Below are 16,008 nucleotides of genomic sequence, written 5' to 3'. Positions count from 1 at the left end.
AACGGAATTGATTAAAAAAATAGGGTTGGACAACAACCGTTTATTGGCTGGAATTTTGTACATTTAAATAGACGTATAAAACCAAATGCTGTATGAAAATCTTTTATCACTTGATGCTTTTTGTTTGTTTTATCAACACAAGCATTGTACAGGCTCAAAATAATTACCCACAGAATTACTTCCGGAATCCACTCAATATTCCCATGCAGCTGGCGGCTAACTTCGGAGCAATCCGTACGAATCATTTTCATATGGGACTGGATCTGAGAACAAACAGCCAGGAAAATTTACCGGTTCTTGCAGCAGCAGAAGGTTATGTGAGCAGAATCAAAGTGGAGCGGTATGGATTTGGAAATGCCATATACATTACGCATCCCAATGGATATACTACGGTGTATGCTCACTTGAACAAATACTTCAATACGCTCGATGAATATGTAAAAGAAAAACAATATAAAGATGAAAAGTGGGAGCAGGACATAACGTTTCAACCTGGGCAGTTTCCTGTGGAGAAAGGACAGCAGATTGCCTTGAGTGGAAATACAGGAGGATCAGCAGGCCCGCATCTGCACTTTGAAATAAGAGATACCAAAACAGAAGAGTGTCTTAATCCGTTACTTTTTGGATTTGCTATCCCTGATAATATAGCCCCAATTATCAGTGGATTGTATTGGTATGACCGACGTTTCAGTACTTATGAACCCGGAGCTAACGCAATTGCAGTGAAAAAAACAGGAAGTGGTTATAGTGCGGATGTAATCCGTGTAAACTCACCCTTAATAAGTTTTGGAGTGAAAGCCATAGATAAAGCCAACAAAGGATTTAATCTTGGAATTTATCAGGCTGAATTGCTAATGGATGGCAAGCTGATTTACAGTTTTAAAATTGATAAAATCCACTATGATGATACCCGTTATATCAATGGCTGTATAGATTATAGTAAATTCATCAGAGATAAAATGGGAATTCAGCATCTTGCTGATTTACCCGGAATGAAACTTCAGAATTACAGTATTCCGAATTTGACAGGAGTTATCAATCTTCAGGATGAGGAAGTTCACACTATTGAAATGGTACTGAAAGATACAAAAGGAAATACAAGCCGGTTAACAACAAAAGTTCAGTTAAACAAAACCTTAGAAAAAGTGTCTTCCACAGGGAAAACGGTAACACCTAACGAAGGAAAAACTATTGCCACTGAAAATACAGAGATTAGTTTCAGCAAAAATGCGGTCTATGATGCGGTCAATTTCAATGCTTATGAAAAACCGGATACAGATCAGACTGCGGTTTCAAACAGTATTGTTTTACAAAGTCCTTACATTCCGGTTCACGATGAATATACTTTAAAAATAAAGCCTAATAGGAAATTAACCAATGCAGAAAAAGATAAAGCCGTTATTGTCCTTGATTATGGCAGCGATAAAACCGTTGTCAAGGTAAAATGGAATGGTGATTGGGCAGAAGGGAAATTCAACAGATTGGGTACAGCGAAATTATTGATAGACAATAGTTCTCCATCCGTTTCATCCGGCTGGGCAGAAGGAGCATTGGTGAATAGCGGTTCTTTATTGCTCAAAGGAACAACGAAAACAGGAGATATTGTTTCATTCCGTGCAGAACTGGATGGTAAATGGCTTCGTTTTGCCCGTGTAAAAGATAATTTTGTTTACACATTTGACGAGAAGTGCCCCAAAGGATCAGGTTCTCATACTTTAAAGGTAACCACATCGAATACCGCTGGAAATACAAACATACAAACCTTTACCTTTCAGAGATAAATAATCTTTTAATACTTAAATCTTTTAATTTTAATTAAATAAATTTGCCTTTTAAAAATTAAAATCATTGGAATTTCATCCGTCAATTGAGAAAGCAGATATTCAGGAAATCAAACTATTTCAGGAAGAAAAACTTCATGAGCTTTTGGCTTATCTTGAAGCGCATTCTCCTTTTTACCAGAAACTGTTCAAAGAAAATAATATCCATATTGCAGACATTCGTACTTTGGAAGATCTTCAGAAGATTCCTACCACTACAAAGAATGATCTTCAGCAGTATAACCATGATTTTTTCTGCATAACACCGGATAAAATTGTGGATTACAGTACCACTTCCGGAACATTGGGAGATCCGGTTACATTTGGGTTATCCGATAGTGATCTTGAAAGGCTTGCTTATAATGAGGCAATATCTTTTGCCTGTGCCGGGATTCAGAAAGGAGATGTTGTTCAGATGATTACCACCATAGACAAAAGGTTTATGGCGGGGCTTGCCTATTTTCTGGGCTTAAGAAAAATGGGTGCGAGTGTGGTGAGAATGGGACCCGGAATTCCTGAACTGCAATGGGACTCTATTTTCAGATACAAACCCAAATATTTGATTACCGTACCTTCTTTCCTGTTGAAAATGATTGACTATGCCGAAAAACACGGATTGGATTATAAAAACTCCAGTGTTTATGGTGCGGTTTGTATCGGAGAAAGTATCAAAAATCAGGATTTTACAGATAATATTCTTTCACAGAAAATCAAAGAAAAGTGGAATATCAAACTCTTTTCCACCTATGCTTCTACCGAAATGAGTACTGCCTTTACAGAATGTGAATATCAGATCGGAGGGCATCACCATCCGGAATTGATTATTACAGAAATTCTGGATGACGACGGAAATCCTGTGAAAGAAGGAGAAAGCGGAGAACTCACCATTACTACTTTGGGAGTGGAAGCAATCCCTTTGCTAAGATTTAAAACCGGAGATCTTGTAAAAGCACATGATGAACCCTGTCAATGTGGAAGAAATACGATGAGGTTAGGACCTGTAGTAGGAAGGAAACAACAGATGATCAAATATAAGGGAACAACACTGTATCCCCCAGCCATGAATGATATTTTGAATGATTTCAACAATATCTTATGCTACCAGATCGTTATTCAGGCCAACGAAATCGGGCTTGACGAAATTATCATCAAATTAAGTACTGAAGCGGAACACGAAGGGTTTGTAAATGAAGTAAGAGACCATTTCCGTGCAAAATTAAGAGTAAGTCCGAAAATTGAAATAATAGAATTTGACATTTTGTCTAAAACAGTTTTTAATCCAAACAGCAGAAAGCCAATTACTTTTATTGATTTAAGATAAAATTAAAAAATAAAGAGTCGATAGAGATTGTCTTTTATAATATCTTTGGGCTCTTAAAGTAAAAAGCTAATACACTATGAAAAAACTATTATTGCTGGTCTTTTTAGCTATAATGACCACTGCTTTCGGACAGGAAAAAATGAAATTAGTTGCCGGAAGTTTGGGTGTTTTGAAAGATCAGACTGAAGTAAACGTTGAGGTTAAGTTTGAGAATGTACTATTTATGAAAGAAAATATTACAGAAACTCAATATCTTGAAAACAGGAAAAAACAAGTTCTGGACAATCCTAAAAGAGGAGAAGAGGCATGGAAACAATGGATTGGAGAATGGGAAAAATACAAAAAGGAATATTATGTGGACTATTTTGCAAAGGGTTTGAATAAGACCTACAAAAATATTTCATTTAAAAAAGATGCTGCTGCAAAATATACCCTGCGCTTGGAAACAAATTGGATATTTCCGGGCTGGCATGCCGGAATTACTGCAATGACTGCTGAAATATCAGGTAAAATAAAACTGGTGGAAACAGATAATCCTTCTGTTGTTTTAGCTGAAGTAGAACTTAATAAGTTTGATAAATTTGTGCAAAATAAAGAATTTGTAATGGAGTATGGAAGAATAGCCTCAGCCTATGATTCTGCCGGAAGGTATTTAGGAAGAGAAATTAAAAAGTCTTTAAAATAAAACAAGAAACGGTCTGAAATTTCAGACCGTTTTTTATTGTTGACTTTGCTGCTCCTGTTTCTCTAATTTAATCAGGTTCGCAAGATTTTTAATAACTGTATCGTGCTTTCTCACAAAAGGATTGTCTTTATTCCACACATACCCTGCTAAAACAGCACAGATTTTTTTCTTGACATCCAGATTTTCCGGCTGGTGGAAGAAGAGTTCCTGAAGATTTCCGGTATACCATTCTTTTACATAGGTGGTGAAAACATCCACTCCGTATAAAATATAATCCGAATATTCCGTCTGCCAGTCAATTTTTTCTCCGTTTAATTGTCTCAGAGCCAGTTTGGCTGCCAGCATTCCGGATTCTGTGGCAAAAGCCATTCCTGAAGAAAAAACAGGATCAAGGAATTCTGAAGCATTTCCCGTTAAGGCAAATCCGTCTCCGAATAAACTTTTAACCGAACAGGAATAATCTTTAAGATGTTTGGGTTCAAAAAGGAAATCTACCTCTCCAAAACGTTTTACATAATAATCAGAAAGAGAAATTGCCTTTTTCAAAGCTTCAGCAGGATCTCCGTTTTCAGATAATTGATCAATATATTCAGTAGGTCCTACAATTCCTACACTGGTATTTCCGTTAGAAAAAGGAATGACCCAAAGCCATACTTCGGTTTCAATAATGTCAAAAGAAATTAAAGTACCTTCCTCTCCAGGCTCTCTGTTAATATCATCCACATGAGAGAAAATGGCAGAGTGAGGAGATAATTTTGAAGGTTTTTCAAGGTCTAGCAGACGAGGCAGTACTCTTCCGTAGCCGCTGGAATCAATGACAAACTTAGCATGGATTTCTTTCGTTTCTCCCTCCTTATTTTTTACCGTAGTTACAGAATCTGTTCCGTCAAATTTTATGTCAATAACTTCGGTTTCAAATTCAAGATCAATTCCTTTATTAATAACTTCCTGAGCAAGAGTATTATCAAAATCAGCTCTCGGAACCTGCCAGGTCCAGTCCCAGCCTTCCCCGAATTTGTTGCTAAAATCAAAAATGCAGACTTCTTCACCACGAAGAAAACGGGCTCCCAACTTTTTTTCAAAGCCCATTTTGTCTAATGCAGGGAAAAGTCCGGCCTCATCAAAGTGGTCCATTACCCTTGGAATTAAGCTTTCACCCACTACCAGTCTGGGGAATTTTGTCTTTTCGACTACTTTTACGTTGACGTTATTCTTCTTTAAGTACGAAGAAGACACGCATCCGGAAGGTCCAGCTCCGATTACAAGAACGTCAACAAATTCTTTGCTCATCTTTGATTTTTTATTTTAATAATAACTTTTATCTTTGCCGCAAAATTAGTGACAAATAATTAATATTTTACAAAATTATCAACTATTACTTTTAATTGATGAAAATAAATAACTTTTTAGAACTGAAAGACTTTCAAAAAATTATCATTGAGAATGAAAAAATAGAACTGGATGAATCACTTTTATCGAGAGTGGATAAAAGTTTTCAGTTTTTAAAAGAATTTTCAAAAAATAAAGTAATATATGGTGTCAACACTGGTTTTGGGCCTATGGCTCAGTTTAAAATCAGCGATGAAGATACACACCAGCTTCAATATAACCTTATCAGAAGCCATTCTTCAGGAATTGGAAATCCTTTACCTGCCGAAGAAGTAAAAGCTTGTATGCTGGCAAGGTTGAATACCTTATCATTAGGAAATTCAGGAGTACACCAATCTGTTATTTATCTTCTTCAGGAGCTGATCAACAGAGATATTACCCCATTGATATTTGAACATGGAGGAGTAGGAGCAAGCGGAGACCTTGTTCAGCTGGCACACCTGGCTTTAGTATTAATTGGAGAAGGCGAAGTATTTTATAAAGGGGAAAGAAAATCCACAAAAGAGATTTTCGAAATTGAAGGATTACAACCCATTCAGGTAGAAATTCGTGAAGGTCTTGCTTTGATGAACGGAACTTCCGTGATGTCAGGAATCGGTATTGTAAATGCTTATAAAGCGAATCAGCTTACAGATAATTCCCTTCGACTTTCTTGTGCGATTAACGAAATTGTACAGGCTTATGACGATCATTTATCAGAAGCGCTGAACGGGACGAAAAAACACTATGGCCAGCAGAAAGTGGCAGAGAGAATGCGTTCTCATCTGGCAGACAGTAAGCTGATCAGAAAAAGAGAAGATCATCTTTACACTCATTTCGAAGAACAGGAAAAAGTATTCAAGGAAAAAGTTCAGGAATATTATTCTTTAAGATGTGTGCCTCAGATTTTAGGTCCGGTATTGGATACGTTGGAATATACAGAGCAAGTTCTTGAAAATGAGATTAATTCAGCCAATGATAATCCCATTATCAATGTTGAAGACCAGCATGTTTATCATGGAGGAAACTTCCACGGAGATTATATCTCTCTGGAAATGGACAAACTTAAAATTGTAGTTACCAAACTGACGATGCTTGCCGAAAGACAGCTGAACTACCTTCTGAATGCCAAAATCAATGAAATTTTGCCTCCTTTTGTAAATTTAGGTAAATTAGGTTTTAATTTCGGGATGCAGGGCGTACAGTTTACGGCAACTTCTACTACGGCAGAAAGCCAGATGTTGTCGAATTCAATGTATGTTCACAGTATTCCAAATAATAATGATAATCAGGATATCGTTAGTATGGGAACCAATGCTGCGGTGATCTGCAGAAAAGTGATTGAAAATGCTTTCGAAGTATTGGCCATTGAAGCCATTACGATTATTCAGGCTGTTGAATATCTTGGATTCCAGGATAAAGTTTCATCCTCTACAAAAGAGCTGTATGATGAAATCAGAAAAATAATTCCAGCTTTCTCAGATGATATGGTTATGTATCCGTATCTGGAGGAAGTAAAGAAGTATCTGAAAGGAATGTAACTATTAACGGTGGTGAATTGTCTTTTAAAGAAAGATGCATCATTCAACTTAAAAAAACTAAAAACGATATAAACACTAACGCATGAAATGTGCAATTGTAACAGGAGGCTCCAGAGGAATCGGGAGAGCAATCTGTATAAAACTGGCTGAAGAGAAAAACTATCATATCTTAATCAACTACGCTTCAAACGAAACGGCAGCAAAAGAAACTCTGGCTAAAGTACAAGAACTTGGGTCTACAGGAGAAATTCTTAAATTTGATGTAGGAAATACTGAAGAAACACAGGCTGTTTTAACGGAATGGCAGGAGAAAAATCCTGACGCAGTAGTAGAAGTGATTGTCAATAATGCCGGAATCACAAGAGATGGTCTTTTTATGTGGATGCAGAAAGAAGACTGGAATAATGTGATTAATACAAGTCTTGACGGATTTTTCAATGTGACCAATTTCTTTATCCAAAAACTGCTTCGTAACAAATACGGAAGAATCATCAATATGGTTTCTGTATCCGGAGTAAAAGGAACTGCTGGTCAAACGAATTATTCTGCAGCAAAAGGGGCATTGGTAGGCGCTACAAAAGCTCTTGCTCAGGAAGTTGCCAAAAGAAATGTTACCGTAAATGCAGTAGCTCCTGGTTTTATCAGAACCGATATGACTCAGGAATTTAATGAAGATGAACTGAAAGCAATGATTCCAGCCAACAGATTCGGTGAAGCAGAAGAAGTGGCAGATCTTGTCGCATTCTTAGCATCTAAAAAATCTTCTTACATTACAGGAGAAGTGATTAATATTAACGGAGGAATTTATTCATAACATGGAAAATAGGGTTGTAATTACCGGAATGGGAATTTATTCCTGCATCGGGACATCTTTAGAAGAGGTCAGGGAATCCCTATATCAAGGAAAATCCGGTATTGTTTTAGATCCGGATAGAAAAGAATTTGGTTTCAGGTCTGGTCTTACGGGAGTTGTTCCAAAACCTGATCTGAAAAACCTTTTAAACAGACGCCAGCGTGTCAGTATGGGAGAAGAAAGCGAATATGCTTATCTGGCGACCATGGATGCATTGAAGCAGGCAAATCTGGATGACGAATTTCTGGATTCTCATGAAGTAGGAATCTTATACGGAAATGACAGCGTTTCTCAGGCGGTTGTAGAATCTATTGATATTGCCAGAGAAAAAAAAGATACAACATTGATGGGTTCAGGAGCGATCTTCAAATCAATGAACTCTACAGTAACAATGAACCTTTCCACCATCTTTAAACTGAAAGGAATCAACCTTACCATCAGTGCAGCATGTGCAAGCGGTTCCCATTCTTTGGGACTGGCTTATATGATGATCAAGAATGGTTTTCAGGACATGATTATCTGTGGTGGAGCTCAGGAAACCAATAAATATTCTATGGCAAGCTTTGACGGATTAGGAGTATTCTCCGCCAGAGAAGATGAACCCACAAAAGCTTCCAGACCTTTCGATGCAGAAAGAGACGGATTAATTCCGAGTGGCGGTGCTGCCAGCCTTATTGTGGAAAGCCTTGAATCTGCTCAAAGAAGAGGTGCTCCCATTATTGCAGAAATTATCGGCTATGGTTTCTCTTCTAACGGAGGTCATATTTCAACACCCAACGTGGATGGACCAGCTTTGGCAATGGACAGAGCATTAAAACAATCAGGATTAAAAGCTTCAGATATCGATTATATCAATGCTCATGCAACTTCTACTCCTATTGGTGATGCCAATGAGGCAAAAGCCATCTATGAGATCTTCGGTAGTGAAGTTCCGGTAAGTTCTACCAAATCTATGACCGGACATGAGTGCTGGATGGCAGGCGCAAGTGAAGTTATCTACTCAATTCTGATGATGCAGAACGATTTTGTTGCTCCCAATATCAATCTGGAAAATCCTGATAATGAAGCACAAAAGATAAATTTAGTGGCAAAAACAAAAAATCAAAAAATTGATGTATTTTTGTCGAATTCTTTTGGGTTTGGGGGAACCAATTCTGCACTAATAGTTAAAAAATTTGATTAAAAACATGGAAAGGAAAAAAATTGTTGCTATCGTTAATGATTTTCTGGTAAACGAATTCGAGGTAGACGGAGACGAAATCAGTAATGATGCCAACCTTAAAAATACACTGGGCTTAGACAGCCTGGATTATATCGACATGGTAGTCGTGATCGAATCTAATTTCGGCGTGAAATTAGGAGAAGCAGATTTCAAAAAAATGGTAACATTTGATGATTTCTATACAACGATTGAACATAAGATTGCTGAAAAAAACGCTTAGTTATTGAGTAAATCTTTATTCTATAAAATGAGCCAATGTAATACTACCACAGTGATTCGCTAACGGACACTTCTAAAATGGTAATATTACATTGGTTCTCTGTTATATTAAACTGTAGATATGAACAAGTGGAAAGGTAAATCTAAAGGAACAGTACTCGGATACAGAATATTCGTCTGGTGTATTAGAAATATCGGAATCAAAAGTTCATATGGGGTATTGTATTTTGTAGCAGCGTATTACTCGCTGTTTCAGAAGAAAAGCAACCAATATATTCTGTATTATTTTCAGAAAAGACTGAACTATGGATACTGGAAATCCAAAGCCTCCATATTTAAAAGTTATTTTACCTTCGGAAAAGTTCTGATCGATAAAACAGCTATTTCTGCCGGACTTAGAGAAAAATACACCTATGAATTTGACGGTATTGAAAACCTCAGAAATCTTTTAGCCGCTAAAAAAGGAGGCGTACTGATCAGCGCTCATATCGGTAATTTTGAAATTGCAGAGCACTTTTTTGCAGATATCGACTTCGATTGCCAGATCAATCTGGTGACTACAGATCAAGAAGTTACCGTAATTAAGGAATATCTGGAAAGCGTTGCCGTAAAAAAGAGTAATATCAAGTTTATCTACGTAAAAGAAGATATGTCGCATATCTTTGAAATTAACAAAGCTTTGTCAGATAATGACCTGATCTGTTTTACCGGAGACCGCTATTTTGAAGGCTCCAAATATCTGGAAGCAGAACTGCTCGGGAAAAGTGCAAAATTTCCGGCCGGCCCTTTTTTGATTGCCTCAAGGCTGGGGGTTCCCGTAGTATATGTTTATGTAATGAAAGAAAACAATCTTCATTACCATCTGTATGCAAGAGTAGCACAGAATATCAAAAACCGGGATTCACAAGGCCTTTTAAATTCTTATGTTCAAAATCTTGAAACCATGGTGAAAAAATATCCGCTTCAATGGTTTAATTATTTTGATTTTTGGGATGATATTGATTAATTTTTCTATTTTTATCAAATAAAAACGAATAAAAAACTAAAAACCATTAAGATTTACCGAGGTTTAAGATGATCAGATCATATTGCCTGATATAAATTTCTTTGCTTACTTTACCAAAGTAATCTTTAAATATCTTAAATTCCCTGTTTCTTAATTATTAAAAGCACATTTTCTTTTGAAGAAAGCATACGACATACTTGTAATCGGAAGCGGATTGGGAGGTCTTGTTTCAGCTCTTATTTTGGCGAAAGAAGGCCTGAAAGTATGTGTTCTGGAAAAGAATAACCAATATGGAGGAAACCTCCAAACCTTTGCAAGGGACAAACTTATTTTTGATACGGGAGTTCATTATCTTGGAGGATTGGGCAAAGGACAGAATCTGAACCAGTTCTTTTCCTATCTTGAAATCATGGATGATCTTGAGCTTCAGCTGATGGATGAAGATGGCTATGACAGGATCAGCTTTGGAGAAGATGAAATAGAATATCCCCATGCTCAAGGATATCAGAATTTTGTAGAACAACTTTCCAGATATTTTCCTGAAGAAAAAGAAAATCTTGAAACCTACTGTGAAGAAATCCAGTATGTATGCAGCCAGTTTCCCAGATATCATGTGGTAGGAAAAGACAGCTATAATGAGGAAATCCTGCATCTCAATACCAAAAGATTCATTGAATCCGTTACCCAGAACAAAAAACTTCAGTCTGTTTTGCTGGGGTCCAACTTTTTATATGCCGGAGATTCTGAAACCGTACCTTTTTATGTGCATGCTTTAACGGTAAATTCTTATATTCAAAGTGCTTACAAATGTGTAAAAGGAGGAAGCCAGATCTCTAAACTTTTGATCAGAAAGCTTCGAGAATACGGAGCAGAAGTACATAAGCATTCAGAAGTTTCTGAATTTGTTTTCAATGAGAATAACAGACTGACCTCTGTAAAAACAAAAACAGGAAAAGAATACACAGCAAAACAATTTATTTCCAATATAGAAATCCGTTCCACCATTAAACTGATTGGAGAAGAGAGATTGAAGAAGTCTTTTCTGAACAGAGTTTTAAGCTGGAAACCGGTTTCATCATGCTTTAGTATTTATCTGGTTTTAAAACCTCACAGCCTTCCCAACTTTAATTACAACAGATATCACTATTCATCCGAAGAGCAGGTCTGGAATGCATTCCGCTACAGGAAAGAAGCATGGCCGGAAACGTATATGCTTTCATCCACCCCTTCAAAACATCATCCTGAATTTGCAGAAAGCCTTACCGCTATTTCTTATATGGATTTTGATGAGGTTAAAGAATGGGAAAATACCTTCAACACGGTAGCAGACGAGCATGAAAGAGGAGCAGCTTATGAAAGGTTTAAACTCGAAAAGACAGAGAAAATGCTTGATGCTCTGGAAAAGAAAATTCCCAGCCTAAGACATGCCATTAAAACTATATATACATCTTCTCCCTTGTCTTACCGGGACTATATCGGAAATTTTGAAGGAAATATGTACGGATACATGAAAAGCTCGGAGAATCCTCTTAAAACAATGGTTTCTCCCCGTACCAAAATCGACAACCTGTTTCTTACCGGACAATCCGTGAATATGCATGGAATTTTAGGAGTTACCATCGGAGCTTTTAATACCTGTGCAGAAATTCTTGGAAAAGAAACGATTGACATGAGGTTGACGCAAATGATTAATAAAAACTAAAGTGAAAAAAACTAAAACCATTTATAGATCCCATAAAAGAGCTTTTCTTTACCTTACTTTTTGTTTTTTCCTCACGGCCTGCGGAATATCAAAATCTATCCGGCATATTCCAGATGTAAAACAATATGCGCTGGAAGTTCCGAAGGTTACCAGAATCAACGACAGTACTTTCAGCTATAATCAAAATTATCTTACCAAAAATAAACAGCAGCTCTGGGAACTTTATATTAAAGGAAATCCTATACAGCTGGGATATAATAACGGAGCATTGACTCAAAGCTTAATGCAGAAACAGGAAAGTATCTTCTTTGCAAAAGTTGAAGGGTTTGTGCCCTCAAAATTCAGACAAAGGCTGTTAAGAGGTTTTTTAAAATGGTACAACAGAAAAATGTATCTCAATGTAAGAGAAGATTATCAGGCAGAATTATACGGTTTATCACAATATTCATCTGATCAGTATGATTTTATTGCTCCTAAATATTTAAGAAACCTTTACCTGCACGGTGCTCATGATATCGGGCATGCCATGCAGGATCTTGCAATGGTAGGCTGTACATCTCTTGCCGTATGGAACGAAAATACCGAAGATGGAGACCTGCTGATCGGAAGAAATTTCGACTTTTATGTGGGGGACGACTTTGCAAAAAATAAACTGGTAGAATTTGTTCAGCCAGAGGAAGGAATTCCTTACATGTCTGTAAGCTGGCCGGGAATGATTGGTGTGGTTTCCGGTATGAATAAAGAAGGAATTACAGTCACGATTAATGCAGGGAAATCAAAAATTCCTTTGACGGCAAAGACTCCTATTTCCCTTGTTACAAGAGAAATTCTGCAGTATGCTAAAAATATTGATGAAGCGATTGCCATTGCTAAAAAAAGAAAAGTTTTCGTTTCTGAATCTATACTTGTGGGAAGTGCAGCAGACAAAAATGCGGTAATTATTGAAGTTTCGCCTAAAAACTTCGGTGTATACAGAGTGCAGAATACCAGCAGGGTTCTTTGTACCAATCATTTCCAGTCTGAAGCCTATAAAGAGGACAAAAGAAATCAGAAACATATTGAAGAAAGCCATTCTGAATATCGCTATGAAAGACTTCAGGAGCTTTTACAGGAAGAAAAAAATATGACCCCGGAAAAGATGGCTTCCATTTTAAGAAACAGATCTGGCTTAAAAGATGAAAACATAGGCTATGGTAATGAAAAAGCACTCAACCAACTTTTAGCTCACCATGCGGTTATATTTTCGCCTCAGAAAAAGTTGGTCTGGGTTTCTTCAAATCCTTACCAGTTAGGAGAATTTGTATGTTATGATCTGAATGAAATCTTTTCCGACAAACCATTATCCCAAAGTCTGCAGGCAAAAACAAAATTGAATATTGCAAGGGATCCATTTGCCGATTCTGAAGAATTTGCGCACTATGAACAATCTAAAATGCTGGCTAAAGAAATCAATGAGGCCGCAGAAAATAAAGATATATTGTTGACAGATGATCTTATTCCTTATTATCAGTCTATGAACCCCGATTTTTGGCAGGTGTATTATCAGTCAGGGAAATATTATTTTAACAAAAAAGAATATTCAAAGGCAAAAGTCGAATTTGAAAAAGCTTTAACGAAAGAAATTACCACAGTTCCTGACAGAAAAAATGTTGAAAAGTACCTTAAGAAAACTTTAAAGAAACTGAAATGATCCCCAAATATATAAAACTGCTGTTCTGCATTCCTTTTGTTATCATCATCTGCCATTCCGTGTATTTGTTTACAGTATACAGTTCAATCCCGGACACCATCCCTATTCACGGCTACGGAAATATGAAAGACATTGATGGAAGTAAAATATTTCTTATCATGCCAATCCTCATGAATTTGGTTATTCTTCTCTTTATCTGGTTGATTATCAGAAGACCGGATAAGATAAAATTTACGTTTGAAATCAATGATGACGAAAGAGAAAAAATATACCATATTACCCAACTGGCTCTGGTCATTATTGCCATATTTGCTACCATTATGATGACTCCATTATCATTCTCTGATGTGGTTTACAGATAACTAACCATGAAAAAACTTATTCCATTCAAAACATTATACCATCAGTGCAGAAAAACTGATCAATGGTGCTTATATTGTGAAAGTTAGCAATGACTCAATTGACTATTCTCAAAAGATTATCGTTTCAAAATAGGAAATAATAATAACTAATTGTGATGAGCCTGGAACATTGTTCCGGGCTTTTTTAGTTGTTTTCCGGGCTTACTTTATTCAGGAACAGAAAAGAGGCTATCCCTGCAAGAGCAGAAAGGGTAGTACTTAAGATGAAACTGCCGATAACGTATTGCAGGAGATTGTTTTTGATCAGTTCAAAATTTAAATCCTGGCTTAAAATATCACTGTCACCACTTACAAATGGTGCTCCTAAAAACAGAGAAGCGGCAATGATAAAAGGAATAAAAGGGGGAAGACTTACATTGGAGGCTACAAATGCAAGTACTTTATTGAGTTTAAAGAGTACAGATAGACTGATGACCAGAAGCGTCTGAAATCCCCAAAAAGGAGAAAGTCCTATAAAAACTCCCAGCGCTATAGAAAATGCTTTTGTACGGTTGCTCCCGTCACTTTCTAAGACATCTTCCTGTATGAATTTTTTAAAGCTTTTTTTTTTGAAATTATTCACGAAATTTCTCGGAATAATATAAAGCAGGGTAATTGTCACCAAAATCGTATTCAGAATACTGATTCTCGTAAAATCCTTGAAAGGCCTGAAATGGGAAACCCGTTCTGCCGGATCATATAAAACCCTGATCGGTACATTTTTTACCGGAACATGTCTCCAGGCAGTTCTTACAATGATTTCGATTTCAAATTCAAATTTTGGGGTAAAATATTTCTTTGGAATTCTATGCAAAGGATAAAGTCTGTATCCGGATTGGGTATCTTCCAGCTTTATACCGGTTTCAAACCAGAACCAGAAGTTGGAAAAACGGTTTCCGAAACTGCTTTTCTTGGGAATACCATCCTGAGACATATTTCTGTTTCCAATCAGAAGAACTTCTTCTTTTTCCTGAAGAAGCGCCTCTACGAATACCGGAATATCATCCGGATAATGCTGTCCGTCCGAATCAATGGTGATGGCATAATCATACCCGGATTTTTTTGCCGCTCTAAAACCTGTTTTAAGGGCATTCCCTTTTCCTTTGTTCTCCGGTAAAGAGATTACCGTAATCTGAGGATATTGGGCAAGGATCTGAGGGGTAGAATCTGTGGAACCGTCATTGACCACAATAATACTTCCGGTGTAGTTGAGAACACCGTCAATAACCCTGTTCAGAGTCTTTTCATTATTGTAGGTAGGTATTAAAATGCATATCTTCTTTTCAGAAATTGCATTTTGAACTTCAGCAAGGGACATTTTTTTATTTTAAAGTGGCTCTTTCCGCCTCTGTAATGGTTTTAGATTGCATAGCAAACCTTTTGATATAGCCTTTTAATGCTGTATTCTGTTTGCTGTAATTATTCAGCAGAAAAGCTTTATCATCCTTTAGGCTTCCACGGTAGCCTACAATTTTCGGAATATTTTCCTGAACGCTTAATCTGATCAGACGTAATTCTGCATTATTAGGATTACTTTTGATAACGCTTTCAAGACTTGTTGCTCCTGTTTTTACCAGTGATTTTCTGTTACTTTTAGCAATTTTTGCCTCCATAATCTTCGCTGCTGCCTTGTAGCCTACAGTGACTGCATCTGAACCGGATTGTTTATCCGCAGTTTCAATGAAGTTTTGGGTATTACCATTAGATTCATTAGCTTTAGCATAGCTGTTTCTCAATGTTTCAAGATCCGACTGAAAGAAAAAAACAAATGCCGCTAAGAATGATAAGATTAGTTTCATGATGGTATTTTTTTATAGCTTACAGACAATTTCAATGCAATAGTCTCGCCAAAAGAAGTTGCGTTTTTTACTTTAACGTCTTCTCCATTTTCAGCAATATCAAGTTGAAGAACCAAATCAGGTGTTTCAAACGGATTGATAATTGCCATAAATTTTACATTCGAAGCTGTTTTAAGGAATAATTTTGAACCTGTAAATTCTTCTGTCAGCTCTTTAATGATCTGCATCATACAAACACCGGGTGTTACCGGATTCCCAGGAAAATGTCCTTTAAAAATCTCGTGGTCTTTATTAAGGTTGATATGAGCAGTAAACTTTCCGTCTTCTGTTTTATCGTATGATGTTAATGTGTAAAAGTCTGTAAGAATGGTTTGCATGATC

Annotated in this window: 15 protein-coding genes; 11 read left to right on the top strand and 4 right to left on the bottom strand. The window is 36.8% G+C overall.

What is annotated here, in order from left to right:
- The first annotated feature begins 92 nt into the window (after nucleotides 1-92).
- The 3 genes from ACWPWS_RS19980 (at nucleotide 93) to ACWPWS_RS19970 (ending at nucleotide 3,826) form a co-directional block, all read left to right on the top strand.
- Nucleotides 93-1,781, top strand: a complete 1,689-nt coding sequence (locus ACWPWS_RS19980; RefSeq protein ID WP_454047681.1) for a M23 family metallopeptidase — start codon at nucleotides 93-95, stop codon at nucleotides 1,779-1,781.
- A 67-nt stretch (nucleotides 1,782-1,848) separates the two neighbouring features.
- Nucleotides 1,849-3,141, top strand: a complete 1,293-nt coding sequence (locus ACWPWS_RS19975; RefSeq protein WP_454047680.1) for a phenylacetate--CoA ligase family protein — start codon at nucleotides 1,849-1,851, stop codon at nucleotides 3,139-3,141.
- A 76-nt stretch (nucleotides 3,142-3,217) separates the two neighbouring features.
- Nucleotides 3,218-3,826, top strand: a complete 609-nt coding sequence (locus ACWPWS_RS19970) for a hypothetical protein (RefSeq protein WP_454047679.1) — start codon at nucleotides 3,218-3,220, stop codon at nucleotides 3,824-3,826.
- Nucleotides 3,827-3,859: 33 nt separating this feature from the next.
- On the opposite strand, the gene ACWPWS_RS19965 is transcribed toward ACWPWS_RS19970, so the two are convergent.
- Complete coding sequence (locus ACWPWS_RS19965) at nucleotides 3,860-5,116, bottom strand: NAD(P)/FAD-dependent oxidoreductase (RefSeq protein WP_454047678.1); 1,257 nt, start codon at nucleotides 5,114-5,116, stop codon at nucleotides 3,860-3,862.
- A gap of 98 nt (nucleotides 5,117-5,214) precedes the next feature.
- On the opposite strand from ACWPWS_RS19965, the gene ACWPWS_RS19960 reads away from it, so the two are divergent.
- From ACWPWS_RS19960 to ACWPWS_RS19925, 8 genes are all read left to right on the top strand, one after another.
- Nucleotides 5,215-6,735, top strand: a complete 1,521-nt coding sequence (locus ACWPWS_RS19960) for an HAL/PAL/TAL family ammonia-lyase (protein WP_454047677.1) — start codon at nucleotides 5,215-5,217, stop codon at nucleotides 6,733-6,735.
- Between the two features lie 82 nt (nucleotides 6,736-6,817).
- Nucleotides 6,818-7,549, top strand: a complete 732-nt coding sequence (fabG, locus tag ACWPWS_RS19955; protein WP_105684174.1) for a 3-oxoacyl-ACP reductase FabG — start codon at nucleotides 6,818-6,820, stop codon at nucleotides 7,547-7,549.
- Nucleotide 7,550: 1 nt separating this feature from the next.
- Nucleotides 7,551-8,771: a beta-ketoacyl-[acyl-carrier-protein] synthase family protein gene (locus ACWPWS_RS19950; RefSeq protein WP_454047676.1), complete on the top strand. Its 1,221-nt coding sequence runs from the start codon at nucleotides 7,551-7,553 to the stop codon at nucleotides 8,769-8,771.
- Between the two features lie 4 nt (nucleotides 8,772-8,775).
- Complete coding sequence (locus ACWPWS_RS19945) at nucleotides 8,776-9,030, top strand: acyl carrier protein (protein WP_454047675.1); 255 nt, start codon at nucleotides 8,776-8,778, stop codon at nucleotides 9,028-9,030.
- Between the two features lie 120 nt (nucleotides 9,031-9,150).
- Entirely contained in the window at nucleotides 9,151-10,035 is an 885-nt protein-coding gene (locus ACWPWS_RS19940) for an LpxL/LpxP family acyltransferase (RefSeq protein WP_454047674.1), read from the top strand.
- 175 nt (nucleotides 10,036-10,210) lie between these two features.
- Entirely contained in the window at nucleotides 10,211-11,737 is a 1,527-nt protein-coding gene (locus ACWPWS_RS19935) for a phytoene desaturase family protein (RefSeq protein WP_454047673.1), read from the top strand.
- Between the two features lies 1 nt (nucleotide 11,738).
- The gene (locus ACWPWS_RS19930) at nucleotides 11,739-13,427 is read left to right on the top strand and encodes a C45 family autoproteolytic acyltransferase/hydolase (protein ID WP_454047672.1); all 1,689 of its coding nucleotides are present in this window, start codon (nucleotides 11,739-11,741) and stop codon (nucleotides 13,425-13,427) included.
- The gene (locus tag ACWPWS_RS19925; RefSeq protein ID WP_105684179.1) at nucleotides 13,424-13,789 is read left to right on the top strand and encodes a hypothetical protein; all 366 of its coding nucleotides are present in this window, start codon (nucleotides 13,424-13,426) and stop codon (nucleotides 13,787-13,789) included. The genes ACWPWS_RS19930 and ACWPWS_RS19925 overlap by 4 nt, the downstream gene beginning before the upstream one ends.
- Nucleotides 13,790-13,973: 184 nt before the next feature.
- Here ACWPWS_RS19925 and ACWPWS_RS19920 read toward each other — a convergent pair whose 3' ends face one another.
- The 3 genes from ACWPWS_RS19920 to ACWPWS_RS19910 are packed head-to-tail and all read right to left on the bottom strand — an operon-like array spanning nucleotide 13,974 to nucleotide 16,004.
- Entirely contained in the window at nucleotides 13,974-15,146 is a 1,173-nt protein-coding gene (locus ACWPWS_RS19920; protein WP_454047671.1) for a DUF2062 domain-containing protein, read from the bottom strand.
- A 4-nt stretch (nucleotides 15,147-15,150) separates the two neighbouring features.
- Complete coding sequence (locus tag ACWPWS_RS19915; protein ID WP_105684182.1) at nucleotides 15,151-15,627, bottom strand: hypothetical protein; 477 nt, start codon at nucleotides 15,625-15,627, stop codon at nucleotides 15,151-15,153.
- Entirely contained in the window at nucleotides 15,624-16,004 is a 381-nt protein-coding gene (locus ACWPWS_RS19910) for a 3-hydroxyacyl-ACP dehydratase (RefSeq protein ID WP_209786776.1), read from the bottom strand. The genes ACWPWS_RS19915 and ACWPWS_RS19910 overlap by 4 nt, the downstream gene beginning before the upstream one ends.
- Nucleotides 16,005-16,008: the final 4 nt, after the last annotated feature.

It is taken from the genome of Chryseobacterium sp. Marseille-Q8038, assembly GCF_965111995.1.
Note: the sequence above shows the minus strand (reverse complement) of the source record. Positions and strands in the feature narration are given on the sequence as shown.